General features: G+C 70.6%; 22 protein-coding genes. 12 read left to right on the top strand and 10 right to left on the bottom strand.

Translation table 11 applies throughout. The features are described from left to right. Nucleotides 1-76: 76 nt before the first annotated feature. On the bottom strand, nt 77-892 hold the full coding sequence (locus tag WMF46_RS25525; RefSeq protein ID WP_437979580.1) for a hypothetical protein: 816 nt from the start codon (nt 890-892) through the stop codon (nt 77-79). Nucleotides 893-1,275: 383 nt separating this feature from the next. Between WMF46_RS25525 and WMF46_RS25520 the strand changes: the two genes are divergently transcribed. The 3 genes from WMF46_RS25520 (at nt 1,276) to WMF46_RS25510 (ending at nt 3,176) form a co-directional block, all read left to right on the top strand. Beyond that, nucleotides 1,276-1,851: a hypothetical protein gene (locus WMF46_RS25520; protein ID WP_437979579.1), complete on the top strand. Its 576-nt coding sequence runs from the start codon at nt 1,276-1,278 to the stop codon at nt 1,849-1,851. A gap of 321 nt (nt 1,852-2,172) precedes the next feature. After that, nucleotides 2,173-2,568, top strand: a complete 396-nt coding sequence (locus WMF46_RS25515; RefSeq protein WP_437979578.1) for a hypothetical protein — start codon at nt 2,173-2,175, stop codon at nt 2,566-2,568. Nucleotides 2,569-2,681: 113 nt separating this feature from the next. Further along, nucleotides 2,682-3,176 carry a hypothetical protein gene (locus WMF46_RS25510; protein ID WP_437979577.1) on the top strand — a complete coding sequence of 165 codons (495 nt, stop codon included), beginning with the start codon at nt 2,682-2,684 and terminating at the stop codon, nt 3,174-3,176. A gap of 48 nt (nt 3,177-3,224) precedes the next feature. Here WMF46_RS25510 and WMF46_RS25505 read toward each other — a convergent pair whose 3' ends face one another. Then, the gene (locus tag WMF46_RS25505; protein WP_437979576.1) at nt 3,225-3,773 is read right to left on the bottom strand and encodes an EF-hand domain-containing protein; all 549 of its coding nucleotides are present in this window, start codon (nt 3,771-3,773) and stop codon (nt 3,225-3,227) included. A gap of 290 nt (nt 3,774-4,063) precedes the next feature. Here WMF46_RS25505 and WMF46_RS25500 point away from each other — a divergent pair, with 290 nt between their 5' ends. Beyond that, nucleotides 4,064-4,486 carry an ADP-ribosylation/crystallin J1 gene (locus WMF46_RS25500; RefSeq protein WP_437979575.1) on the top strand — a complete coding sequence of 141 codons (423 nt, stop codon included), beginning with the start codon at nt 4,064-4,066 and terminating at the stop codon, nt 4,484-4,486. Nucleotides 4,487-4,490: 4 nt separating this feature from the next. Beyond that, nucleotides 4,491-5,480: a sigma-70 family RNA polymerase sigma factor gene (locus WMF46_RS25495; protein ID WP_437979574.1), complete on the top strand. Its 990-nt coding sequence runs from the start codon at nt 4,491-4,493 to the stop codon at nt 5,478-5,480. 44 nt (nt 5,481-5,524) lie between these two features. On the opposite strand, the gene WMF46_RS25490 is transcribed toward WMF46_RS25495, so the two are convergent. Beyond that, nucleotides 5,525-7,978, bottom strand: a complete 2,454-nt coding sequence (locus tag WMF46_RS25490; RefSeq protein WP_437979573.1) for a hypothetical protein — start codon at nt 7,976-7,978, stop codon at nt 5,525-5,527. A gap of 214 nt (nt 7,979-8,192) precedes the next feature. Between WMF46_RS25490 and WMF46_RS25485 the strand changes: the two genes are divergently transcribed. From WMF46_RS25485 to WMF46_RS25475, 3 genes are all read left to right on the top strand, one after another. Beyond that, the gene (locus WMF46_RS25485; RefSeq protein WP_437979572.1) at nt 8,193-8,621 is read left to right on the top strand and encodes a DoxX family protein; all 429 of its coding nucleotides are present in this window, start codon (nt 8,193-8,195) and stop codon (nt 8,619-8,621) included. A gap of 105 nt (nt 8,622-8,726) precedes the next feature. Further along, nucleotides 8,727-9,080 (top strand): YciI family protein, encoded by a 354-nt coding sequence (locus WMF46_RS25480; RefSeq protein WP_437979571.1) that lies wholly within the window; start codon nt 8,727-8,729, stop codon nt 9,078-9,080. A gap of 207 nt (nt 9,081-9,287) precedes the next feature. Continuing rightward, the gene (locus WMF46_RS25475) at nt 9,288-10,271 is read left to right on the top strand and encodes an aldo/keto reductase (protein WP_437979570.1); all 984 of its coding nucleotides are present in this window, start codon (nt 9,288-9,290) and stop codon (nt 10,269-10,271) included. 113 nt (nt 10,272-10,384) lie between these two features. Here the strand turns inward: WMF46_RS25475 and WMF46_RS25470 are convergent, their stop codons facing one another. Beyond that, on the bottom strand, nt 10,385-11,341 hold the full coding sequence (locus tag WMF46_RS25470; RefSeq protein WP_437979569.1) for a hypothetical protein: 957 nt from the start codon (nt 11,339-11,341) through the stop codon (nt 10,385-10,387). Nucleotides 11,342-11,562: 221 nt separating this feature from the next. Further along, a complete protein-coding gene (locus WMF46_RS25465) occupies nt 11,563-12,387 on the bottom strand; it encodes a hypothetical protein (protein WP_437979568.1) in 825 nt (274 codons plus the stop codon). A gap of 161 nt (nt 12,388-12,548) precedes the next feature. On the opposite strand from WMF46_RS25465, the gene WMF46_RS25460 reads away from it, so the two are divergent. The 4 genes from WMF46_RS25460 (at nt 12,549) to WMF46_RS25445 (ending at nt 19,250) form a co-directional block, all read left to right on the top strand. Then, a complete protein-coding gene (locus WMF46_RS25460) occupies nt 12,549-13,019 on the top strand; it encodes a hypothetical protein (protein WP_437979567.1) in 471 nt (156 codons plus the stop codon). 316 nt (nt 13,020-13,335) lie between these two features. Then, the gene (locus tag WMF46_RS25455) at nt 13,336-14,262 is read left to right on the top strand and encodes a PAS domain S-box protein (protein WP_437979566.1); all 927 of its coding nucleotides are present in this window, start codon (nt 13,336-13,338) and stop codon (nt 14,260-14,262) included. A 236-nt stretch (nt 14,263-14,498) separates the two neighbouring features. Further along, on the top strand, nt 14,499-16,040 hold the full coding sequence (locus tag WMF46_RS25450; protein ID WP_437979565.1) for an NCS1 family nucleobase:cation symporter-1: 1,542 nt from the start codon (nt 14,499-14,501) through the stop codon (nt 16,038-16,040). A 429-nt stretch (nt 16,041-16,469) separates the two neighbouring features. Further along, on the top strand, nt 16,470-19,250 hold the full coding sequence (locus WMF46_RS25445) for a hypothetical protein (protein ID WP_437979564.1): 2,781 nt from the start codon (nt 16,470-16,472) through the stop codon (nt 19,248-19,250). A gap of 59 nt (nt 19,251-19,309) precedes the next feature. Here the strand turns inward: WMF46_RS25445 and WMF46_RS25440 are convergent, their stop codons facing one another. The 5 genes from WMF46_RS25440 to WMF46_RS25420 form a co-directional block, all read right to left on the bottom strand. Further along, nucleotides 19,310-20,545, bottom strand: a complete 1,236-nt coding sequence (locus tag WMF46_RS25440) for a vWA domain-containing protein (RefSeq protein ID WP_437979563.1) — start codon at nt 20,543-20,545, stop codon at nt 19,310-19,312. Beyond that, nucleotides 20,542-21,900, bottom strand: a complete 1,359-nt coding sequence (locus tag WMF46_RS25435; protein WP_437979562.1) for an AAA family ATPase — start codon at nt 21,898-21,900, stop codon at nt 20,542-20,544. Before WMF46_RS25435 ends, WMF46_RS25440 begins: the two co-directional genes overlap by 4 nt. Before the next feature lie 180 nt (nt 21,901-22,080). Then, a complete protein-coding gene (locus WMF46_RS25430; RefSeq protein ID WP_437979561.1) occupies nt 22,081-22,683 on the bottom strand; it encodes a hypothetical protein in 603 nt (200 codons plus the stop codon). A 314-nt stretch (nt 22,684-22,997) separates the two neighbouring features. Continuing rightward, entirely contained in the window at nt 22,998-23,996 is a 999-nt protein-coding gene (locus WMF46_RS25425) for a hypothetical protein (protein ID WP_437979560.1), read from the bottom strand. A 120-nt stretch (nt 23,997-24,116) separates the two neighbouring features. After that, entirely contained in the window at nt 24,117-25,172 is a 1,056-nt protein-coding gene (locus WMF46_RS25420; protein WP_437979559.1) for a hypothetical protein, read from the bottom strand. Nucleotides 25,173-25,479: the final 307 nt, after the last annotated feature.

Here is a 25,479-nt window from a genome sequence, read left to right as displayed (position 1 = left end):
ACGCCGCCTCCGCGCGGCGCGCAAGTCGAGAGAACCCGCACCGGGCGCACCGAACATGGGCTCCGCGCCGCATCGCTCAATCGGTGCAGCACGGGGCCCCGCCGGGAGCGTCGCAGGTCGCCGGATCGTCGCTGCACGGCAGCCCCCAGGCCACGGTGGCGCCGAGGACGACCTCCACCTGCGCCGCGTGCTTCGTCGAGCCGTCGTCGTTGCGCGCCTCCGCCGCGAGGATCACGTGGGTCCCCTCCTTGAGCACGGCGGCCGGATCCCACTGCCCTCCGGGGAGGATCGCAATGAGCCCGAACGCGTGCGGGAACTCCCCGGGGAGGAGCTCGACCATCCCCTCCTGCGGCACGCCCGGGGGGAACAGGTCCCCGGTCGCAGGGTCCTTGACGCTGTACCGCACACGGACCCTCGCGCCGCAATCGCTGCAGCCGACGGCGAACCAGAGGTGATATCCCCCCTGGGGCCCGGCCATCACCGGGAGCGTGGCGCCCTCCTCGATGCTCTCGAAGCAGGTCTCGCCGGTCCCGATCTCGAACACAGCGGGGTCGACCGGCAGGCGGCACCCGCCGCCGCCCGCCCCCGTGGAGCTTCCGCCGCCGCCTTCCCCCGTGGAGCTGCCGCCTTCTCCTGCGGAGCTTCCGCCGCCTTCCCCTGTGGAGGCGCCAGCGCCCGATCCATTCGAGCTTCCGGCGCCGCCGCCGCCCTCGCCGGTCGAGGTGCTGTCGACGCTCCCTTCGCTGGTGGAGCTACCGCCGCCGCCCTCGCCGGTGGAGCCGCCGCCCATCGCGTCCGCCTCGACGCTCGAGCCGCAGTGGAGACACAGCAGCGCGAGGGTGAGCACGGGAGTCGCCTGCCGGCGGGTCAATGCGCGAAGTAAAGATCTCATGAGGAGCACCTGGAACACGCGAGGGCGCTGTAAAGGGGAGAGCCGGAGCGCTCCCTCCTTCAGGCGCGATGTCCCGGAGGGCCGCGGCGGGCTCGACGCGAGCGCCGGCCCTGGCCGACTTCGCAGCAACCGTTCCATCGCGCGCGCCGCGCAATCCGGGCGCTTTCCCGAGCGCGCTCGCCAGCGCGCTGCGCCAGGTGTGCCAGGCGCAGACAGCTCTGGCACAGGGACCGGGCCCCCACGGCCCGGCCGGCGCGGCGTGCGCGCTGGAGAGGTGCGGCGAGGGCGCGCCCGGCCCCGGCGGGCGTCTTCGAGACCCACGCCGTGCCTTGGCGCGCTATGGTGTCGTCTCCCGGCCGGGAGCCGGGGGTTCCTTGCCGCCCATGCCGACGACCCGCCTGTTGCACAGCGCCGAGATCCCCCAGGCCGACAACCTCGCGAACGTGCGGCGCGTGCTGGAGGCGCTCTCGGGCGGGGTGACCGAGAAGGAGCGGATCTCCGAGCAGACGGGCATCTCCTTGCGGCACGTCGGCTATGCGCTCGCCGCTGCCCGCGTCCTCGGCTGGCTCGGCGACGACGGCGCCTCGATCACACCTGGGGCACGCGAGCTTCTCGCCACCTCGTCCGGCTCTGCCGACGAGCGGACGCACCTGCGGCGCGCGATCTTCGCGTGCGAGGTCGTGAAGGAGGTCGCGCCGGATCTCTTCGAGCCCGCGGCGCCGACGCGGGAGGCGCTCGCGCGGCGCATCTTCCGCTTCACCGCGGGCATCGGGAAGGCGACGGCGCGCCGGCGCGCGCAGACCCTGCTCGCCTGGCGGAGCCAGGTGCTGGAGCGGCAGCTCCCGCTCTTTCCGAAGCGTACGAGGAAGCGCAGCGCCGCGGCCGCAGCGAGCGCTGGCGAGGAGACAGCGCCGGGCGAGGAGACGGCGCCGGGCGAGGAGACAGCGCCGCGCCGCTGACGGGCGCCTGGCGCGGTGGGGGTACCTCGAAGCTCGGTCGCTCGCCTCGGAGCTACCGCGCCGCCGGCGGCTTGCGCGCGGGGCGCGCCGCCCGCAGCGCGTCCGCGCTCAGCGGGTGGCGGGCGTCCTTGCCCTGGCCCCGGTGCGGCGCCGGCTTGCCCCCCGTTCCGCCCTCCCTACGCGGCCCTCGATCTTTCCAGGAGACAGAGCCCGGCAGGAGGATCCCGCTATTCCGGGTCGGGAAAGGTGCATAACCTGGGAGCCTCGCCGCGCGGCGCCCAGCGAGACCGCGCTGGAACGCGCGCCGGGAAGGAAGAACGCATGAACCCTTATGCACCTCCGACCGCATCCATCGAGCCTCACGCCGCGGGCGTCGAGCAGATCAGCCCGGAGCGGCGCCTCGAGATCCAGAAGAAGCTGAGTCGCTTCAGCACCTTGACCTTCGTCTTCGGGTTGCCGGGGATCGTGCTGCAATCGGTAGGTCGCGCGACGGACAACGCTGCCATCACGCTCCTCGGCGTCGCCCTGTTCGTCACCGCCCTCGTGTATTACGCGAAGATGCGCGGCCGGAGCGGCGCGTGGGGGATCGTTGGGCTGGGCACCTGCATCGGCCTCGCGCTCCTCTACTTCCTGCCGAAGCACTGCCTGAACTGCGAGGCGAAGCACTCGTACCGAACGAAGGGTTGCGACCGCTGCGGCGCGCCGCTCGGCTCTTGATCGCCGGCGCTCGACGACGTGCCGCGGATCGCGGCGCCGCGGCGCCGCGGCAGGCGGACCGCGGGCATCGATCTCGGGCCCCGTGCGGCGCTGCAAGGGGTAGGATGCCGCCCATGAACCGCGTTTCCAGGATGATGACGGTCACGGCGATCGCCCTCGCGGCGGTCGCAGCCGGCTACGGGCTCCTGAGCTCGCGCGCTTCCGATCCGAAGACGCTGGTGGGCCGCGTCTGGATCGAGCGGATTCCGAGGGGCGACACGGACCTTGTCGAGCTCGTCGTGCTGCTCGCCGACGAGCCGATCGGCATCTTCCGGCGTTCGTCTCAGTACGAGGGCTCGTTTGCCCTGTTTCGGTACGAGCTCCGCGGCAACGACAAGGTGCAGCTGCTCTTCCCGCAGGACAAATCGAGGCACGAGGTCGCCTTCGATGCGCGGCCGTGCGATGTGAAGGGCTTCGACTACTGCCTCGATCTGAGCGGCGCTCCGCGGGGCGCGGCGAAGTACTACAGCCGGAAGGACTGGGAGATCGAGGGGAGCGACCTGCCGGCGCTGGAGAGCGCGCTGCGAGCGCTCGGCGATGAGCTGCTCCGGTCCGCGCCGGAGCGATGAACGGAGCAGGCCGGCCACCGCTCTCCGCGTCGCGCGCTCTCCTCGGAGCTACCGGGCCGCCGGCGGCTTGCGCGCTGCGTGCGCCGCGCGCAGCTCGTCGGCGCTCACCTTGCCGTCGCGGTTCGCGTCCGCGGCCTTCACCCGCTCCCAGCGCTTGTCACCCACCTCGTCCCTGGTGAGGAAGCCGTCGCCGTTCTTGTCCTTCTTGGCGAAGCGCGCCTTGTGCTTCGCCGCCCTGTCCTTCATGCGCAGCTCGGCGTGCGCCTTGAGCTCCTCGGCCGACAGGGAGCCGTCGTTGTTGGTGTCGGCCTTGCCGAGCCGCTTCTGCGCCTTCTCGGGGAGCTCGGCGACGGTCAGCTTGCCGTCGCCGTTCTTGTCGAAGCGCTTGATGAGGCGGGCCGGGTCCTTGGGGCCGTGCTGGCGGCGGGCGTCCTTGCCCTGGCCCTGGTGCGGCGCCGGCTTGCCCCCCGTGCCGCCCGCGTCGTTCGCCGCGTAGGCCGCTCCGCCGCCGGCGAGGACGGCCGCGGCAAGGAAGCTGCCGAGGACGAGGCGACGGAGCGCGGTGTGGGTCTTGTTGGAGAAGAGGGCGAGGGTCATTGGGTCGTGCTCCTTGGTGCAAGGGCCAGCGTGTTCTTGCCGGCTTCTGTTCGTGAGACGTGCCCCGGGCCGCCCTCCCTACGCGCCCCTCGATCTTTTTTCAGCGGGCGCGGCCGTGGTCCACGGCACCTCGCTCGGCGCCGGCCCGCCACCACCCGCCCGTGGGCAGGGGCCGCGGGCAGCCCGCTGGTGTGAGCCTCCGCGCATCGCATCGAGGTCGCAGCGTCGGCTCCGGTCGACGGACGCTGAGATCCACGTCCAGCGGGGGTATAAAGGAAGCAGAGACGACGATGATCTTGTTCCGACCCGTGGGCCTCGCCGAGCTCCGGCTCATCGCAGAGGCCGGCTATCGAGCGTTCCCGCCGCGCCTGTCGCATCAGCCGATCTTCTATCCGGTGCTGACGGAGGAGTACGCGCGCAAGATCGCCCGCGACTGGAACACCGCCGATGAGACCTCCGGGTTCGCGGGGTGGGTGACGCGGTTCGAGGTCGAGGACGACTTTGCCCGCAGGTATCCTGTGCAGATCGCGGGCGGCCGCTCCCACGAGGAGCTCTGGGTGCCCGCCGAGGAGCTGGAGGAGTTCAACCGGCATCTCGTCGGGATCATCGAGGTCACCGAGGTCTATTGCGGGCCGAAGTTTCAGGGAGACATCGACCCTGCGACCCGTCTCCCCCTCGGTTGGCTCCGCAACCCGCCCACGAAGGTCAGCTGAGGCCATGGAGCTCTCCACCCTCGCAGCGAACCCTCCTCCTCGCGAGATGGAGTTGCGCCTGGAGCAGCACCGGCAGGAGCTGACCGGCCACTGTTACCGGATGCTCGGCTCCGCGTTCGACGCGGACGACGCCGTGCAGGAGACGATGGTGCGGGCGTGGCGGAGCTTCGATCAGCTCGAGGGCAGCGCGGCGATGCGATCGTGGCTCTACCGCATCGCCACCAACGTGTGCCTCGACATGCTGCGGGGCCGGTCGCGGCGGGCTCGACCGATGGATCTCGGCCCGGCGGGCTCGGCCGAGAACCCGGTCCTCGACACGCTGGCGGAGGCGACGTGGGTGCTGCCGATCCCCGACGGTCGGGTGCTGGCGGCGTCCTGCGACCCGGCGGAGCTTGTCTCGTCGCGGCAGACGATCCGGCTCGCGTTCGTGGCCGCGCTCCAGAGGCTCCCGCCCCGGCAGCGCGCGGCGCTGCTACTGAAGGAGGTCCTGTCCTGGGAGGCCGCGGAGATCGCGGAGCTGCTCGGGATGACCGTCGCCTCGGTCAACAGCGCGCTGCAGCGCGCCCGGGCGACGCTGGGCCAGGAGGAGAAGAGCGACCTCCACGAGCCGACGAACGAGGCGCAGCGGTCGCTGCTCGGCCGCTACGTCGCGGCCTTCGAGCGGCAGGACGTCGACGCGCTGGTCTCGCTGCTGCGCGAGGACGCGACCTGGTCGATGCCGCCCTACCGGCTGTGGCTGCGCGGGCGTCCCTCGGTGCACGCCTGGCTCCTCAAGGTGGGCGAGGGGTGCAGAGGCTCACGGCTCCTGCCGGTGGCGGCGAACGGATCCTTCGCGCTGGGGCAGTACCGGCCGAGCGGCCCTGGCGGCGCCTTCGTCCCGTGGGCGATCCAGGTCATCGACGTGTCCGCCGGGGAGATCGTCGGGGTGTGCTCGTTCCTCGACGCCGAGCGGCTCTTCCCGCTCTTCGGCCTGCCCCTGCGGCCCGAGCCGTAGCTCCAACAACCGGGCACGTCCTGCTCCCGGTGGACGCGGGCGGCCTACTCGCCGGTGCAGGCGATGAACAGCGTGGCCCCCTGCTGGGCTTCACCCCTGCCGACGAACCGGATCTTGCGGCGCTCGTCTGCCGGGCAGCTGGCGACGATGGCCGGGTCGCCGCGGCCGTTCGCCGGGTCGACGTAGCACCACCCGTGTACCGGCTCGCCGCCCGTCTCGACATTGTCGCTCACGTCGTCCCTGCACGCCTCGCCCTCTGCGCCTGCGAGCTGCTCGATCTCGCACACGCAATCCCAGCCGGCGGCCGCTGCGATCGGATCGGCGAGCACCTCTTCCTTCGCCGCCGCGTGCTCCCCCGTGACGTCGGCGCGCGCCGGGATGTCAGCGCAGCTGCACGCGCCCTGCGAGTTGCGCGCCTCGAGGATCAGACAGGCGACCTCCCCTCCAGCCTCGGGCGTCAGCGTGCGCTGCAGGCACCGGCTGTCGAGCCCCGTCTTCAGACGCTCGATGATGGCACCGATCGCCGGCCGGTAGCCGAAGTCGGCCGCGTTGTCGTCCGTTAGCTGGCGCGGGCACACCGAGCCGACGATGCCCTGGGGGCCGAGCTCCCGGATGAGCTGCAGCTCGCGGAGGCTCGGGTAGGCCTTCACCTTGATCTGCGTCGTCGACCTGGGCGCCGGATCCTCCTGGTCGTTCCCCGCTTCCGGCTCGCACAGCGGGTTGTCGATCGCCTGACCCCCCACCGCTCTGCAATCGCAGCTCTGAGCCTGCCCGTCGCATCTCCTCCTCACCGCGTCCCTGGGGAGATCGAAGATGCAAGCGTACTGGAGGTCCCCCGTGCCGTCCGCCGGGATCGTGTACTCGCGGCCGTTGATGGCGTTCCAGCCGGTCTCCTGCGGCGGGACGATCGTGTCCCCGGTGATCGGGTTCGCGCCCGAGCGAGGCTTCATCGACTCGACCATGAAGGGATCCTTCGGCCGCTGGTACTTCGCGGGATCGCCGAGGATGAGCTCCCAGGTGCTGCCGTAGGCGCCCACCGGAGCGCTGAGCTCGTCGGCGCTCTTGAACCCACCGACCGGCTCGCCTTCCTGGTTGAGGCCGTTCAGCAGGTCGGGCTGGCCTTGCGCGTTCTGGCGCGCGATGTCCTGCCATGGCACGCCGACGATGCCGGCGAAGAAGACGAGCCCGGGATCGCGGATGGTGTAGTCGAGGTCGTCCGGGTTCAGATCGCTGAAGATCGGGTTCGGGACCAGCTCGCCCCTGCGGTTCGGGATCTGCGCCTCGGTGAAGGCGCGCCTGTAGCGGTCGATCGGATAGAGGAAGTCGAAGCCGAACCGGCGCTTCTGGTCCCAGCAGCGAGAGTTGACCGGGTCCTCCGCGGCGGTCAGCCTGGCCGCGTCGCCGTCCGGGCCTGTGCACGCCGGGTCCTCGGTGCAGCCCGTCTGATCCTGGCGGCACGACCTGCAGCACGTGTTGCCCGGGTCCTGGGCGCACTCGGCGCGCGGCCGCCACATCCGGAAGCCCGGCGCGGTCTCTGCGACGAGGTAGTCCATGCCCTCCTCGCGGATCGAGCAGTCGTTCTCGTCGGTGAGCATGAGGATCGCGAGGAGGGAGCTCGGCCGCAGGAAGTCGGCGCGCTGCTTCTTGACGACGGCATCCTCGCCGGTGACGACGATGTACTCGGTGGCCGGGTCGACGCGGATCGTCTCGTAGGGCTCCGGGTCGACGAGGAAGCGGTACACGCTCTCGAGCTGCGCCTCGAAGCCGCAGCCGGTCTGCCCCGTGCCCCGGACCATCGCGGTGAGCTGCCCGACCAGCGACGTGTCGTTGAGGTCGGCGTTCGAATCATTGGGGCCGATGTCCGCCTCGCCGTCGCTCGGATCCGGCCTCTCCGGCTCGCCGTCGAGCTTCTGATCCGGATCCCAGGCCAGGAAGCCCCGGTCGAGGTAGGTCGGGATGTCGTTTTCGGTGGAGCTCTCGTCGCTGCGCGCGAGGAGGTGCGCCATGTCCACGTTCGAGGTGCTCGTCGTCCCCTGGCAGGCGCCCGACCCGTGGCCGCCGAGGCTCGAGCTGATGATGCCGATGTGGAGGTCCTTGATCGGCGCGAACTCACGCTTGTAGTCCTGCGGACACGGGGCGTTCGGCGAGCCGACCGTGGTCGGGGGCATCGCGCCGGCCTCGTGGATGCAGCGCGGGTTGACGAGACCGTGGACGAGGTCGGGGATCGCGGTGGCGAGGACGTCCTGCTTGTCGGCCATCGAGCCCGAGTTGTCGATCGCCAGGAGGAGGTCGATCTTGTCGACCGAGCCCTGCACCAGCCGCTCGGGGTGCACCGTCGCCGGTCCTGGCTCCGACATGCCCCCTGCGCCGCCCGTCCCTGGGCTCTGCCCACCGTTGCCCTGCTCCGCGCGGATATTCTGCGCGCAGCCGCCAGGCGCAACCGTGACAACGGCCCAGAGCCAGATCGCCGCTGCTGCAGCCCTGTTCCTGCCCCTCATGGTGCAGAGCCTCTGGCGGCGTGCTTGGTGAGTCAAGCGCTCCGAGCTCCGGGCGCTCGTGCGCCGCCGCCGAGCGCGGCCCAGGAAAAAATCTTCCGGACGACCGATGAGTCGGGCGCCGCCGCTGCGTCCTAGGGATCGAATCGGCCGCGCCGCGCCGCCATGACGCCGGGGCGGGAGGACCGATCTGTCCAGAGCGAGCCAGGAGGAGACGATGGAGACGAGCGCCTCGATGTCGGAGCAGCGCGTGCAGCCGGTGGTTGTGTCGAACAAGAAGGTCTGGGCCGGGCGGATCCTCAGCGGCCTCTCGGTGGCGTTCCTGCTCTTCGACAGCATCGGTAAGCTGATGATGGTGCCCCAGGTGCTGGAGGGGTCGGAGCAGCTCGGCTATCCCGTGAGCTCGGTCCGCGGCATCGGGCTCGTCCTGCTGGCGAGCGTCGTCACCTACATGATCCCGCGCACCTCCGTGCTCGGCGCGATCCTGCTGACGGGCTTCCTGGGCGGCGCCGTCGCCACGCACGTGCGCGTCGACAACCCGCTGTTCAGCCACGTCCTGTTCCCCCTGTACGTCGCCGCGATGATCTGGGGCGGGCTGCTCCTGCGCGACGAGCGGCTGCGCGCGCTGCTCCCGCTCCGGAAGTAGCGGGGATCGAGAAATCGTCGCGCGACCGATGAGTCCGAGCGGGTCGCGCTGTCTTTGATCGAGGAACGCCCGCCGTGGCGGGCGAGCACCCAAGGAGAGACGACGATGCGATTCTTGATGCTGTATCGGCCTGACAAAAGCCAGGAGCTCTGCGCACCCGATCCGGAGCACATGGCGCAGATGGGGAAGCTCATCGACGAGATGACGCGGGAGGGCGTGCTCCTCGGCACCGACGCGCTCCTCCCCACCGCGATGGGCGCGCGCGTCCGGAGAGAAGGCGCCGAGCTCACCGTGAGCGATGGGGCGCTCCCGGACATGAAGGATCCGATGGTCGGCTACGCGCTGATCCGGGCGGCCTCGAAGGAGGAGGCGATCGCGGGGGCGAAGCGCTTCCTCCAGGTCGCCGGGGATGGCCACTGCGAGGTGCTGCCGCTGATGGATGGGCCTCCGCCCTCCTGAGCGCGCCAGCTGCGACGGTTGCACCATCATCTGAATTGTACAGTGTGGCGGCTGTCCGAGGCCTCCGGTTTGGGTTTCATCTCTCCCGGGAGGGTCTCGACAGCCTCCAACCTCCGAGCGGGCGAACCGCCCTTGACTCCGTGCGCGCGCTCACTTTTACGTGGTGTGCGTCGCCATCGCCTCTCCGCGGCGCCAAGGAGCCCAACCATGCACACACGCAAGCTCGGAACTCTCCAGGTCTCCGCCCTCGGCCTCGGCTGCATGGGCATGAGCGATTTCTACGGCGAGCGCGATGAGGCCGAGTCGATCGCAACGATCCACCGCGCCATCGAGCTCGGCGTCACGCTGCTCGACACCGCGGACATGTATGGTCCCTTCACGAACGAGGAGCTCGTCGGCCGGGCCATCGCGGGCCGGCGCGATCGCGTCGTCCTCGCGACCAAGTGCGGCGTCGTCCGCGACCCGAACGACGTCACGGTCCGCGGCATCAACGGCGCGCCGGAGTACATCCGCTCGGCGTGCGACGCGAGCCTGCGGCGCCTGCGCGTCGATGTGATCGATCTCTACCAGCTGCACCGCGTGGATCCGAAGACGCCCATCGAGGACAGCGTCGGCGCGATGGCGGACCTCGTAAAGGCCGGCAAGGTGCGCGCGATCGGCCTCTCGGAGGCGAGCTCGTCGACGCTCCGGCGCGCCCACGCCGTGCACCCGCTCGCGTCGGTGCAGACGGAGTACTCGCTCTGGACGCGCGATCCCGAGGACGACGTGCTCGCCACGTGCCGCGAGCTAGGCATAGGCTTCCTCGCGTACAGCCCCCTCGGCCGCGGCTTCCTCACGGGGCAGATCCGGCGCTTCGAGGATCTCGCGCCGGACGACTACCGCCGCATCTCGCCGCGATTCCAGGGCGAGAACTTCCAGCGGAACCTCGATCTCGTCGCGAAGGTCGAGGGCGTCGCGCGGGAGAAGGGCGTGAAGGCGTCGCAGCTCGCGCTCGCGTGGGTGCTCGCCCAGGGGGACTTCATCGTCCCGATCCCCGGCACGAAGCGCCGCAGCTACCTCGAGGAGAACGTCGCCGCGGCGGCGATCACGCTCGGCGAGGCCGATCTGCGGCGCCTCGAGGCGGTGGCGCCGAAGGGCGCGGCCGCCGGCCTCCGCTATCCGGAGCCCGGCATGCAGCTCGTGAACCAGTGAGCGACGCGGCCTGAAGAGCGCGCCTCGGCCCTCGCTCGCCGGGCGCCGCGCGCGTCGCTCGCGATCGATGGAGCGGCGTCCTGTGAGCGAGCAGCGACCGTGCTTGCAGCACCCTACTGACACGCGGTGGGCACGCTGCCCCAGTGGCTCTTGGCGACGACGAACCCGTCCGGGCCGGACGTCGAGTGTGAGCCGCACAGCCCATCGGCGTCGGAGATCACGGAGTCGATGCCGATGCCGTACTCCCAGTATTTGACCTCGAGGCTCGAGTCGTGGGTCGTGCCGCTTCGCGCCGGGATGGAGGGGACGAGGATGCCGCTCGACTCGAAGAACTCGAAGCCCTCGATCGAGATCGAGAGCGTCACGTTGCGCACCTGGCCGACGCAGGTCGTCCTGCACGTGGGGTAGCCGGCGGTGCTCTCCACCGTGAAGCCGGAAGGGCAGCCGGACGCATACGTGCAGTAGCCGGTGCATTTGACGGGCAGGGGTCCCGGCAGGTCCACGCACTCGTACTCTCCTCTGCCCTGGATCGTCTGGCGCCGGGTCTCGAACCCCCCTGACGTCACCGAGGTTCGGCTGCCGAGCTCTCGATACAACACGTAGTCGTTCTTGAACGACTCGTCGTTCGTGCAGAGGCCGCCGTTGCAGTGGGCGACCGCGGCGAACAGCCCGGACTCCTGGCCTTCCAGGAGATAGCGCTCCCCCGCGATCTCGACCGCATGGTCTTCACCACCCAGCTCGCCGATCAAGCCCGCCTTCGCCGCGGCGATCTCGTCGGGCGAGCCGATCGACACGCCGGCCACCTTGATGAGCTGGCCGCCCTCGTCTCGTTCGACCATCACCGGCCCCATCTCGAGCTCTTCGGCCCGCCTGGCGACCCACCCGAGCGCGTCGTGCTCGCTCGCGAAGCGCAGCCCGCCGCCAGCCGAGGGCTGGGCGAGAGGGGCCGCGTCGTCCGCCTCGGTCGACGCGGCGGTGCAGCCCATCATGAACGCCGCGGCGAGCAGGGGCGCGGCTCGGTACGTTCGGCGAGGAGTGTTGGCGAGAAGCCTGTGAGTTCTGTCGGTCATGGCGCGATCCTTTAATCACGCTCCGTGCCACGCCTCGCGTCGAGGGCCCACGACCTGGCCAGGCGCTCCGGGGACGCGACGCCGCGGTGCGCGAGCGCGGGGCGGCCTGCGCTGGTTTGCTCAACTTGAGCAGGGACTCGCGCAATCGGGGCGGCGTTGCGCAGGAATGGCCAAGCGCGCGGGGCACAGCGGCGGGGACATCCGCGCGGCACGAGGGCGCGTTACACAGGGCGCCAGCCGGCGACTGATTCGGGGGCTGGGTCCAGCGCGTGGCCGGCGCGCTCCTTCAGGGGCGCCGCGATCCACGCCTCTTCGGGCACCCCGGGCAGCCGGAGGACGCGCAGGGGGCCCTCGGACGAGAGCAGGCCGGCGAGCGCCGGGTCGGTCATCACCTCGTGGAGATCGCGCTCCGCTTCGTCGACCGTGCAGCGCCGCCGCACGAGGCGGACGACCTGGGAGTAGTCCACGTGATCCGGATCGTGCGCGAGCCCGAGCGGTTGCCACAAGGTGTGCTGGTCGTGCCTGTGGGCCGCGCCCGGGTCGAACCAGCCGTAGTTGGCGGCCCGGTCGGGGCGGTCCGCGAGGCGGTTGGTCAGTACCCAGTGCTTGCCCACGTTCTCGATGAGCCCGGTCCTCCCCGCGACCTGCTCCTCGAGGCGGCGGTGGTGCTCCAGCATGCGGGAGGTGTTCGCCATCGAGGCGTCCGGGGCGCCGATGCACGGCGGGATCCGCACGGTGGCCTGCTCCCACACGAGGTCGCAGAGGCGCGTCGTCAGCATCGCGCACTCGAGCAGATCCGCGATTCGCTGGGTCGTCCGGGCCGAGGCGTTGACGCGGACGGAGTCCTCCGCGTCGCCGATGCGGAGCGCGTCGGCGCTCACGAGGAACGTCGCGCGGCGCTCGTCGAGCTGGCTGTACACCGGGACCCACGAGATCGGCGCCAGGTGGCCGGCCTGCACCGCTTCGAGGATGGCCTCCTCGCGCGCGGCGCACGCGTGCTCTGGAAGGCCTGCGACGAAATCGGTGCCTCTCAGGACGTCTGTCATGCTTCCCCCTCCCGCGAGCGCGACCGCGGCGCTCCAGTGGAAGCGTGAGCGGAAGCGGACGCGGCAGGAAGAGGTTTCGCGCTCTCGCCTGCGGCGTGCCCACGGCCGCAGGCGAGAGCGCCGCTTTGCGCTGTCCGTCCGCTCGCCCTAAGCTCCGCCCCATGTCGCCCTCGGCGAGCCGTCCATCCCCCTCTTCCCGCTCCCTCCTCGTCGCCTGCGCCGCTCTCCTGGCCGCGCTGGCCGCCGGCTGCGGATCGAGCGCCGCCCGGGGGCCCGAAGCGGGGGCCGAAGTCGCGTCGATCGACGCGCGCCTGCGCGGCAGCTTCCGGCTCGTCCGGTTCGAGCCCGAGGTCCCGCTCGAGCCGATGCTCGCGTCGATGCTCGAGTTCCAGTACGCGCACCTGGTCGTCCGCTTCGATGGCAAGCGCATCCTTGCGGACTCACCCGGCCTCCACGTGGACCGCGCCTACGAGATCCGCGATCCCGCCTGGGATCGGTTCAAGCTGGTCTCCTACGACGAGGCGGGGGTCGCCTACGAGGCGCTGTGCGAGTTCTCGGACCAGGGAGAGCTCGTCGTGCACGCGCAGACGCCGCCCTGGAAGGGCGTCGCCACGCTCCGGCGGGCGCAGTAGCGAGCGGCCTGTCCTCTCGCGTCGACGCAGGCGAGCGCCGAAGCGGGAGCAGATCCGCGGCGAATGCGCCTGCCATGCTCTCTTGATGAGACGAGGAGACGCACGCTCATGCATGCGTGATCTGGTGCGCTGCGGTGCGTCGATGGGACGACAGGGCATGCGCTGTAGGAAGCGCTGCGCGCGCCCTCGGCACGCTCGAAGTTCACCCGGCGGGGTCGTCCTTTGATAAGATAGCTAGGACGGACGTAACTGTCCACACGGCGCGCCAAGGAATCACCGGATCATGAACGACGGCGAAGCAAATGTTCTCGCTACGATGCGAGCGGAATTGGAGCTGCTCCGCTGGCGCAACGCCGAGCTCGAGAGGGAGCTCGCCGAGAAGCAGCGCGTCGAGAACGACCTGCGGGAGAGCGAGGCGCGCTACCGGGGCATCGTCGAGGACCAGACCGAGCTCATTTGCCGCTTTCGGATGGATGGCACGCTGACCTTCGTCAACGACATCTACTGCCGGTACTTCGAGAAGACGCGCGAGGAGCTGGTCGGCCACCGCTTCATGCCGATGGTCCCCGAAGAGGACGGGCTGCTCCTCGCCCGGCAGTTCGCGAAGCTCGGCCCCGAGAACCCGATCGTCCACACCGAGCACCGCGTCATCCTCCCGAACGGCGCGGTGCGCTGGATGCACTGGACCAACCGCGCACCGCTCGGCGAGGGCGGGCCGCTCGCCGAGTTCCAGGCGATCGGGGTCGACGTCACAGAGCGCCGGCACGCCGAGGACGAGGTGAGGCGCCTCAACGCCGAGCTCGAGCTGCGCGTGGCGGACAAGACGAAGCGGCTCGAGCAGATGGTCCGCGAGCTGTCGACCCCGCTCATGCCGGTGGCGGATCAGGTCATCGCGGTGCCGCTGATCGGCTTCCTCGACAGCGACCGCGCCGCGGCGGCGCTCGAGACCGTGCTCAACGGGGTCGTCACGCACAGCGCCAGGACGGTGGTCCTCGACATCACCGGCGTGGGGGTCATCGACTCCCAGGTCGCCGACTCGCTCATCCGGCTGGCCAAGGCGGTGAACCTCCTCGGCTCCCAGGTGGTGCTCACCGGCATCCAGCCGCGGATCGCGCAGACGCTCGTCGCGCAGGGCGTCGGTGTGGGTGGCGTCGTGACGCTCCGGACCCTCAAAGAGGGTATCGCGTTCGCCCTGCGGCGCGGGCTCACCGCCCCTCGACCTTCGGCCCGCCAGGGCAGCTAGCTCCGAGCCTCGGAGATCCCGCCAGGGATCACCGCACCACGGCACCAGAACAACCGCGGAGCGGACGCCGAGGCCCGGCGCGCAACATCGAGGAAACAAAGGAAACAAAGGGAACAAAGCGAGCGCCGCTCGCGCTGCGGCTGCTCGTTCGGGCTCACCGGACAGCCGGCGTGCTCCGGCGACGGTGCGTCTGTCCACTATCCCGTCTCACGTGCGATCGTGTAGCCTCATCGACGATGGCGCACACGCAAACGACTGCTCAACCCGACGTGCATTCGGCTGCTCACGGCGCGAAGGCCAGCGAGGGCTTTCAGCAGATAGGAGGGGACATCGACTCGCGCTACATCAACGAAGATATCGCGCCCGTGCGCTTGGACCAGCGCAAATGGGGGATGAAGGACATCGCTGCGCTGTGGGTCTCCATGTGCGCATGCACCCCGACGTACATGCTCGCCTCGGGCCTGATCGCCGAGGGGATGAGCTGGGGGCAGGCCGTCCTCACGATCCTCCTCGGCAACGTCATCGTGCTCATGCCCATGATCCTCAACGCGCACGCGGGCACGAAGTACGGCATCCCGTTCCCCGTCTACTGCCGGAGCGCCTTCGGCATCCGAGGGGCGAACGTGCCCGCGGTGCTGCGCGCCCTCGTGGCCTGCGGCTGGTTCGGGATCGGGACGTGGCTCGGCGGGTGGGCCATCTACAAGATCGTGGCGGTCTTCGTCCCGTCGATAGAGCAGATGCCGCCGACGCCGCTGGGCATCAACGTCGCGCAGCTCGCCTGCTTCCTGCTCTTCTGGGGCGTCAACATCTGGATCATTCGCATGGGCATCGAGTCGATCCGGATCCTGCTGAACATCAAGGCGCCTCTCCTGATCGGCCTCGGCCTGGCGCTGCTCCTCTGGGCCTACAGCCGCGCCGGCGGGTTCGGCCCGATGCTCGAGAAGCCCTCGTCCTTCGGGGTGGGGCAGCCCAAGGAGGGCCAGTTCTGGGTCTTCTTCTTCCCGGCGCTCACGGCGATGGTCGGCTTCTGGGCCACCCTGGCCCTCAACATCCCGGACTTCACGCGCTACGCGCATTCGCAGCGCGATCAGGTCATCGGGCAGGCGATCGGCCTGCCGCCCACGATGGCGTTCTTCTCGTTCATCGGCGTCGCCGTCACCTCCGCCACGGTCGTCATCTACGGCGAGACGCTCTGGGATCCGGTCGTCGTCATCACCCGCTTCGAGAACCCGGTCGTCTTGATCATCTCGCTCGCGGCCCTCTGCATCGCCAACCTGGCGACCAACATCGCCGCGAACGTCGTGAGCCCGGCCAACGATTTCTCGAACCTCTGGCCGTCGCGGATCTCCTTCCGCACCGGCGGCCTCATCACCGGCATCATCGGGATCCTGATGCAGCCGTGGCGGCTCGTCAGCGACCCGACCGGGTATATCTTCACCTGGCTCGTCGGCTACTCCGCGCTGCTCGGCCCCCTCGGCGCGATCCTGATCGCGGAGTACTACGTCGTCCGCAGGACCAACCTCGATCTCACCCAGCTCTACAAGCGGGAAGGGATCTACTGGTACGCGGGCGGGTGGAACCCCGTCGCGATCGTCGCCCTCGTCCTCGGCGTCTTGCCCAACTTGCCTGGCTTCCTCGGCACCATCAAGGTCGCGACGGTCTCCAAGGCATGGATGGATCTCTACAGCTACGCCTGGTTCACGGGCTTCGCCATCTCGTTCGTCGTCTACGTCGCCCTCTCGCTGATCCGCCGCCCGGCCAAGCTCGCCGCGGCCTGATCCGCGTCGCCTCGCGGCGAGGCGCGCGACCCCGCCGCCCCTCCAACTCCGTATCAGCGCGGGTCCACGGCGAACGCCGCGTCGCTCCCGCGGCGCGCGCGCCCGAGGCCGAGGAGCCCCTCTGCCTCGGGAGCGCCGCCGGCTCCTCGCCTGCGCGCGCCGCCCCGACGGGTCGTCTTTTTGTGTATGCGGGCATTCTTCTCGTGATCAACGACGAGACTCGCTGATGGCAACAACGTTGTTGTGGGGCGGGGCCCCACCGTGGGAGACCTGTGGCGTGTTGTGGAGCGCTCCCGCCGCCGAGGCGCTCCGCGCTTTAAAAGTGTCTTGCCGAACAACGTGGGTTGATTCCATCCGTCTGTCTATTGCTCCGTGGGCGCCTTTCGATGGATCATAAAATGTCGCTCTTCTCCCGCCTTCGAGGTGCCCATGAACAAGCTCGTCCTCTGGTCGCTCCCGGCTCTCGCCCTGGCCGCATGCGCTGACAGCGGCACGCCTGTCGACGAAACCCCGGCCGTCGCGGGGGCTCCGATCACGGTCGCCGCCGCCCGGCCCTACTCCCTCTTCGAGAGCGGCCAGGTCCGCCCTCTCGCCCTCTCGCCCGACGGCTCGATGCTCTTCGCCGTCAACACGCCTGACAACCGCCTCGAGATCTTCAAGGTCCAGAGCGGCGGGCTCGAGCACCGCGGCTCCGTCGCCGTGGGCCTGGAGCCGGTCGCCGTCGCGGCGCGCAGCGACGACGAGGTCTGGGTCGTCAACCATCTCTCCGACAGCGTGAGCGTTGTCGACGTCTCGAGGCCGAGGAAGCCCCGCGTCGTGCGCACCCTGCTCGTCGGCGACGAGCCCCGCGACATCGTCTTCGCCGGTGCCGACAAGAGCCGCGCCTTCATCACGACGGCGCACCGCGGCCAGAACAGCCCTGTCGATCCGGCGCTCACAACGCCGGGCGTGGGGCGCGCCGACGTCTGGGTCTTCTCGGCGGCGAGCTCGAGCCCCGCGCCGCTCAACATCATCACCCTCTTCAGCGACACGCCGCGCGCGCTCGCCGCCACGCCCGACGGCTCACGCGTCTACGCGGCGGCCTTCCACTCCGGAAACCGCACCACCGCGATCGAGATCAACCTGGTGAACCAGGGCCTCGGCCTGCCCCCGCCGACCACCAACGCCGCCGGGGCCCCGCAGCCCCCGATACCCCTCATCGTCAAGTTCAACGGGACGCACTGGGTGGACGAGCTGAACCGACCCTGGGACGACAAGGTGAACTTCTCGCTGCCCGACAAGGACGTCTTCGTCATCGACGCCCTGGCGAACCCGCCCGCGCCCGTCGAGGGGCCCGGGGGCGTGTTCCAGGGAGTCGGCACGGTCCTCTACAACATGGCCGTCAACCCGGTGAGCGGTCGCGTCTACGTGGCCAACACGGACGCGTTCAACGAGAATCGCTTCGAGGGCGCCGGCGTCTTCGCCGGCCACAGCGTGCGCGGCCGGTTCAACCACAACAACATCACGGTGATCGACCCCGCGACGGGCGGCGTCGCCCCGCGGCACCTGAACAAACACATCGACTACAGCACGTGCTGCGCCCCGGTCCCGAACCCCGAGAACCGGAAGAGCCTCGCGCTGCCCACGGGCATGGCCGTCTCCAGCAACGGAAAGAGGCTCTACGTCGCCGCGCTCGGCTCGGACAAGATCGGCGTCTTCAACACCGCGGCGCTCGAGGCCGACACCTTCGTGCCGAGGCTCGCGCGCCAGATCCCCGTCTCCGGCGGCGGGCCGACCGGCGTGGTGCTGGACGAGGCGCGCGGGCAGCTCTACGCCCTCACGCGCTTCGACAACGCGATCTCGATCATCGACGTCGGCGCCAGGGCCGAGATCGCGCACGTGCCCATGTACAGCCCCGAGCCGGAGAGCGTGGTCCGCGGCCGCCGCTTCCTCTACGACGCCTCGTTCACGTCGAGCCACGGCGACTCGGCCTGCGCGAGCTGCCATGTCTTCGGCGATCTCGACAGCCTGTCGTGGGATCTCGGCGACCCCGACGGGGCGAACACGCCGATGCCAGGCCCGTTCATCCTCGATCCGACGCTCTTCGGCGCGCCCGCCGAGTTCGCCGCGCTCAAGGGGCCGATGACGACGCAGAGCCTGCGCGGAATGGCCAACCACGGGCCGATGCACTGGCGCGGAGACCGCACCGGCGGGAACGACGCGCCGAGCGCGCAGCCGGACAGCGGCACCTTCGACGAGGAGGCGGCGTTCAAGAAGTTCAGCGTCGCCTTCCTCGGCCTGCTCGGGCGGGACGCCCCCATCCCCGCGGCGGACATGCAGGCGTTCACCGACTTCGCCCTCCAGGTGATGTATCCGCCCAACCCCATCCGCGCGCTGGACAACAGCCTCACCGCCGATCAGGCGGCGGGCAAGGCATTCTTCACGCTGCCGGCCAGCGAGGGCGGGCCGTGCGCTTCGTGCCACGTGCTCGATCCGACGGGCAACGCCGAGCACGGGGTCCCGTTCCCCGGCTTCTTCGGGACCGACGGGCGCTACACGTTCGCTTTCATCACCCAGAGCTTCAAGGTCGCCCAGCTCCGTAACGTCTATCAGAAGGTGGGTATGTTCGGCATGGTGGAGAACCCCCGCTTCAACGACCGGAATTTCGAGTTCCAGGGTGATCAGATCCGCGGGTTCGGCATTGGCCACAACGGGACGATGGATACGATCTTCCGCTTCCACGATCAGAACGGCTTCAACGAGGTGCCGGGGGTCAACGGCTTCCCGCCGGGCGCGGCGGGCGACGTGCTGCGCGGGCAGGTGACCTCCTTCCTTCACGCCTTCGACAGCAACCTGGCGCCGATCGTGGGCCAGCAAGCGACGCTCGCCGGCGTGGGCGACACGGCCGCCGAGCTGCGGGTGGATCTCCTGATCGCGCGCGCCGACGCGGGGGAGTGCGATCTGGTGGCGAAGGTCCGCAGGCACGGGAACGAGGAGGGCTTCCTCTATCAACAGGGCGCTGGCACATTCCTGCGGGACAGGGCGGCGAGCGCGGCGATCAGCGCGACGGCGCTGCGCGCGATCGCGGCGTCGGGCAAGGCGCTGACCTTCACCTGCGCGCCGCCGGGATCGGGGGTGCGGATGGCGCTCGACCGCGACAGCGATGGGGCGCTCGACGGCGACGAGGCGGACGCGTTGACCGACCCGGCCGATCCGGCGAGCGTGCCCTGAGGCTCCGCCTGCGGCGCGCCGCCTCGCGCGCGGTCATCCACGCCCGATGACCGCGCTGCTCACCGTGGCCGAGGCTTCCTCGCGAGCCACGCCCGGTCTCCCCACGGGCACGTGAAATCGAGCGGCTTCGTCAGGATCCAGAGCACCGGCAGCGGCGGCGGCGCCGGGGGCGTGGGCCCCGCGCCGTCCGTGAAATAGATCACGCCGGCGACCTTCCGCGCCGCCAGGAACTCCGGGGCGAACACCGGCCGCAGATCGGTCCCGCCGCGGCCGCCGACCTCGTCGAGCCGCCCGTCGAACGCGTACACGCGCCCGATCTCCACGTCGCACTCGACGACGGTGATGCGCGCCGACTCGCTCATCACCTGCAGCTGCCGGGCGATCTCCGAGAGCTCCTCGCGCCGCATGCTCATCGACGTGTCGATCGCCACGAGCACCGACGGCTTCGTGATCGCGCGCGGCGCGTACGTCCTGCCGGGGACCTCGCCGACGCGGCCCGGGAAGCGCCGGTTCGGCCGCGCGTACGTGTGCACCGGCGCGCGCTCTCTCGCCACGAACATCCTGAGCGCGGTCTTCCAGTCGAGCGGGTGCGCGGGCGGGCCCAGCGCGTCGGTCAGCTCCTCGATGAGCCGCCCCGGCGTCTTGCCCGCGAGCAAGAGGCCAGGCACGTCCGCCGGATCGCCGTCGTTCGCGAGCGCGTCCGCCTCCTCGGCGGCGCGCAGCAGGAGCTGCCGCGTCTGCTCCACCGCGCCCGGCTCCCGCGAGGGGCGCCGGAGCACGCGGTGATCGTCGACGGCCTCGCCGCCGCGCTGCGGGAGCTTGCCCTCGCGCGCCGCGCTCACGAGCAGCTCGTAGCGCTCGAGCGTGCTCTGGCCGCCGCGCAGGCCGATCGAGGCGTAGGGCTGCCAGCGGATCGGATCGGGCAGCGGCTCCTCGATGTACTCGTTGGCCGACATCTCCAGGGCGAGGTCCATGAGCTCCGGCTCGTCCGCGCCCGCGAACTTGGGGTGGCACAGGTGCCCGAGCGCGACGTGGTGCACCTCGTGGAGGAGCACGCCCCGCAGGAACACGGGCTCGTTCATGAACGACTCCACGTTGACGTGGAGGAAGAAGCGGCCGTCGAACAGCGAGACGGCCATGCGCTTGACCGAGGGGTCCGCGACCGGCGCGAGCCGCGCGAGGATCGCCGCGTAGCAGGGGTACCGCTCCAGGAAGCCGGGATCGCGCACGAAGGCGTCGAGCCACGCGGCGACCGCGTCCTCGGGCACCTCGCCGCGCCCCGCGGCCTCGCTCATTGCGGCCGGACCGGCGTGACGCCGTGCTTCTTCAGCGTCGCCGCGAGCCGGAGGGCCCAGCGCTCCGGCAGCTGCGCGAGCAGCTGGCCCAGGCACACGCGCGCGACGTTGCTCCGCCGCACGTCGACGAGCTTCGCCTGCTGGGCGAGGTGCGCCGACAGCGCGGTCACGACGAGCCCCACGCGGTGCTGCCGCAGCGGATCGGCGCGCCACGCCAGCACCTTCTGCTCGGCGGCGCTGCCCGCGTAGTTCTGGAGCAGCTCCTCCGGTCGGACGTCGATGAGCTGCGTGGCCGTCGCGTTGCCGCCGAGCGCGTCCTGGAGCCGCTCGCGGTGGTCGCCCGGCAGGTCGGCGAGCAGCGCCTCGAACGCCCCCAGCGACAGCTTGCGCTGCGCCGCGAGCACGCCGACCTCCGGCCCCTCGAGCAGCGGCGCGAGCCGCGTCGTCACCTCGTCGAACCGGTCGGTCTCCCCGCGCTCGCGCGCCGCGCGCAGCACCTTGCCCGCCGGCGAGCTCGGCCCGTAATCGGCGAGCAGCGCGCGCAGATCGAACGGCAGCCGCGTCGACCAGGTGTCCTTCGACGCGAGCAGGAGCTCGACCCAGCTCGGGGGCAGGTACCCGCCCAGGGCGTCGCGCAGGAGCACGCCGTCCGCGACCTCCTCGGGGCGGAGCGCGCTCAGCACGTGTGACGCATAGGTCCAGGTGCGCGGGGGCACGTCGTCCAGGATGCGCTCGTGCCCTTGCGCGAGGGCGATCACGCCCGGGTGGAGCCCGTTCACCTGCGCCCAGGCGAGCCAGGACGCGCGGTCCGCGCGGACATTCAGGTGAAGGAACCGCGCGCGGAGCGCGCGATCGAGGGGGGTCACCTGGTAATCGGCCGACTCGGGGTTGACGGCGGCGAAGCACACCCAGCCCGCGGGCAGCTCGTACTCGTGCAGCCGCCGGGCGCTGAGCAGCTGGAGCGCCGGCTGCTGGATGTACCGCTCCGCCCGGTTGAGCTCTTCCAGCATCAGGATGCCGGCGCCGTCCTGGGGCAGCACCGACGGCGCCGCGTAGGTGGTCCGGCCGTCCCGGATGACCGGCAGGCCCACGAGATCGGGCGGCTCGAGGAGGCTCAGATCGAGCACGACGGTGGCGATGCCGAGCCGCTCGGCGAGCTGCCGGACGAGCTCGCTCTTGCCGATCCCCGTGGGCCCCTCGAGCAGCACCGCGCGGCGCGCGCGGTAGGCGAGCTCGAGCACGGCCTCGAGGCGCGGCCCGAGCGGGATGGGCGCGGAGCGTCCCTCGAGGAGGTTCGGTGAAGTCGCCGGGGTCGGCCTGCCCGGCGCATTGCCATCGGATCTGGGCTTCGTCACGGAGGAGAGGGGGTGCCGCGCGAGGGCGCGAAGAAAGGACCGCCGGGGCCCAGGAGGCTCGGCCCTTCCGTACCCGACGGGCTTCCGGCGCGCATCGTCTTTCTTGCCGGGTCGCCCCGAGCTCTAGCAGCCGCTGCGCGACCTGTCATTCACCACGCGGCGGTGCGGGCCGCGGCGCGCTCACGCGCCAAGGAGCAGCCCGAGGGCGGCCGCGAGCGCGGCGTCGCTCCACGAGGACAGCCCGCGGGGCAGGAGCACGGTCGCGTGATGAGGCGGGCCTTCGCAGCGCCGCGACCCCTCGTAGGTGCGCCCCGCTCGCGTGAGCTCGTAGCTGCAGCGCCCGATCGTGCCCCTGAGCTGCCGCTCGTCCAGCCGGTAGTCGGAGAGGGTGCCGGCCAGGAGGCCTTGCGCGCGGAGCCCTGCCTCCGCCGGGGTCACCGAGAGCTCCAGCGGCATGGCGCCGACGATGCCGGCCGCGCGCTGCCCCGTCGCTGTGACGTTCACGGTCCGGTTGAACGCCACGCCCCGGACTGTCTGCCCGTCTCGCCCTCTGTCGGCGGCGTACACGCCGAGGTTCACGTCCGGGCCGACGACGCGCCCCGGCTCGATGTCGGCGCTGACGAGCTCGCCCTGGGCGGTCAGCAGGATGAACTCGTTCGGCCCCGCGGCGCGGAAGATGTCGTCGCGCGCCGGGGATTCGGCGCCCGGCGCCGTCCCGCACGCTGCGGTGAGCGACAGCGCGAGCGCGAGTAGCCAGAGAGCGCGCCCGTGGAGAAGGTTCATCCGCATCGCAACACCTCGCCGCCCGATCGGGTGTGCCCGATCGGCCACGCGCAACGTGATACCGGCGATGCCCGACCGGTAGACGCCTGCATCGCCGGGAGCGCGCTTCCCGGATCCGTTCCCGATGCCATCAGGAACGCCCCTGGCAAGTCCGTCCCGAGGGCTTCTCCCCTCAGCACCATGCCAAGCAGAGCGGCGGTCGCCCGCACAGGAGACGGGCCCAGATCGGCGTTTTCGGCGCGCAAGCGCACTCCGGTGCGCTGAGCACCGAAAACGTCGAGGTGGGCCCGTCTCCTGTGCGGGCGACCGTCGCTCTAGAGGGGCAGCTCGAGGGGGGCGCAGGTCGAGACGCCTGCGCCGACGATGCGGAAGCCGATGTTCGTCATGTAGTCCGTGTCGATCGAGCCGTCCGACGGGCGATAGCGGCTCACGTTGGTGGTGCGCGACGACCCGAACTCGCTCGGGGCGGTGTAGAAATAGAAGTCGCCACCCCAGAACGAGAACGCCCAGGCGCTGGGGGTCTCGATGCCCGGCAGGTCCGTGGCCTCGATGATCTCGCCGGTCTCCTTGTCGATCTCGGCGAGCTGAACCGGGGTGGTCGTGAAGAAGCCGAAGAGGCGTCCATCCCCGGTGCCGGTGAGCTCCGCCGAGATGTCGCGCATCGAGCCGCTGAACTCGCCGACCGGCGTCACGGACGCGCCGTCGATCCTCCCCAGCCCGATGCCGGGCGTGCCCGTGGCGCCCGCCACGAACAGCTCCTCGGTGTCCGGGCGCGAGAGGTCGCTCGAGAAGCCCATGCCGAGCCGGGACCACCCGTCGGAGAGCGTCGCCCCGGAGGGCTCGCAGCTCGCGTCCTCGGTGCTGACCTTGAACAACGTCCCCTCGCTGTCGTCGGGCTCCACGTAGTTGACCCACGCCACCGCGTTGCGATCGATCGCCATCGAGTTCGGATCCATGCCGGTCCGGCACCCCAGGACACCAATCTTCGTGAACTCCTTACGATCGGGCCTGAAGCTGTAGAGCTCGTTGTCCTGTGAGAGCACATACACGAGGGAGGCTCGCTCGATGCACCCGTTGTCAGGGGCCCCACTCCCGTTGCCCCCATTCCCGACGTCTCCGCTGTTCCCGCCGATATCGGTGCCGGAGCCAAACGGGTCGTCCTGGCCGCCCGCGCCGCTCCCTTCACCGCTCCCTTCGCCGCTCTCTCCGGCGCCCGAGGACGGGTCGGCCTCCGTCGCGGACGTGCCGCGGTTGGACGCGCTGCAACCGGCCGCGGCGAGCGCGATCCAGAAGCACCATCGTGCGATTCGCATATCCGCTCTCCCTTTCGCGTGATTCGCTCTTATAGCCGCGAAGCACGCGTACGGGTACACGAAGTCGCACCCTCGCTCAATGGGGCGTCCAGGTCGAACAGCCCTTGGCGGGCGGGGTCATCAGTAGATAGGGATGACCTCGTCTGACTGGCAGCAATAGTAAGCCAGGCTCTGCGGTGTCACCTGCCCCATGGCGACTCCTCCGGTCGGGGCGCACCGGCCTGGGTCGTCCCTGATCCAGCGCGCCATCATGCTCTCGAGCCGCAGATCCGGCCCCGCGACGCACTTCGGCCCGGCCATCGTCACCGTCTCTGCGCCGAGGAGCTCGCGACAGCTGCCGTCCTCGTAGACGGAGACGAGCGCGGCGCACGTGGCGTCCTCGAGCTCCTCGCACGCGCAAGGCGTGCAGCTGCGCGTGTCGTCGAAGCCCTCGGAGATCGCCAGCAGATCGGGATACGGCTCGGGGCACTCCGGCGTGTGCTGGAGGAGATAGCGGATGCACATCGTGAAGCCCCCGGACCGCTGCCTGGGAGCCGCGACACACATCATCGAGGGATCTCTGCACTTGTTCTCGTCGGCCGCGCCGGTGCACGCGCGCACCCGGGTGCTCGCGGGGGCGGCCAGCTCGGGCCGCGCTCCTCCGGGATCGTGCGCCGGGGCGCACGCGCTCACGGTCGGCGCGGGGATGAGGAGCGAGCTGAGCTCGCTCGAGGTCACCGCGGCCGGCGCCGTGCACGCGCCGCTCCACCCCTCGGGGGCGGCGAACGACGTGGACGCCGTCCCGTCGCACGTGGCCGAGGCGCTCCCCAGAAGGCCTGAAGGCAGCTCGCAGGAGGGCTTCGTGCAAAGGCACGTCGGACACCTGTGCTCGCCGGCGAATCCGCTGTAACCGTCGAACAGGAGATCCGGCGCCTCCACCGGGCACTCCGGTGGGGACGTCCCGCCGGTCGCGTCGCCCCTCCAGAGCAGGATGGGATCGTCGAACCCGAGGGACGGCGGCGGCACGCACGCGCCGTCGCACACGGGGCACGGATCATTGCACTCGTGAGCATCCAGGCTGAAGCACGGCTCATTGCACGAATAGATCTGGACAGCGCCGCCTTCCCAGCAGCCCACGAAGCTGCCGGCGCCGGCGAGCGCGAGCGCCATGCCGAACGGGTCCTTCCTTCTCCTCATCGTGATGGTCCTTCTCTCGCGTGTCGCGTTTCGGCTCTTCGGCAAGGGGCACCACGACGATCGCTCGGCGCTGCCCCAAGCCTCTCTCTTCCCGCTCCTTCACGCCGGCGAGGCGACCCGACCGGGGGCGCGCGGCGCCCTTGTCACTTCGGAGCCAAGGAGAGCTCGAACTCCTATTTCATACTTGGGCAGGCGAGGACAAGGAAGCCGAATCGGCCGTGAAGGCGCGATGAATCGAGTGTATATCGAGTGTATTTCGATAGGCCCCGAGAAGATCTCAGCATTTGTTGGTCGTGCGCTTTTCGTG

The sequence above is a fragment of the Sorangium sp. So ce117 genome, from assembly GCF_051524395.1.
Classification (GTDB): Bacteria; Myxococcota_A; Polyangia; order Polyangiales; family Polyangiaceae; genus Sorangium; species Sorangium cellulosum_B.
This window is presented reverse-complemented; position numbering and strand designations above follow the sequence as displayed.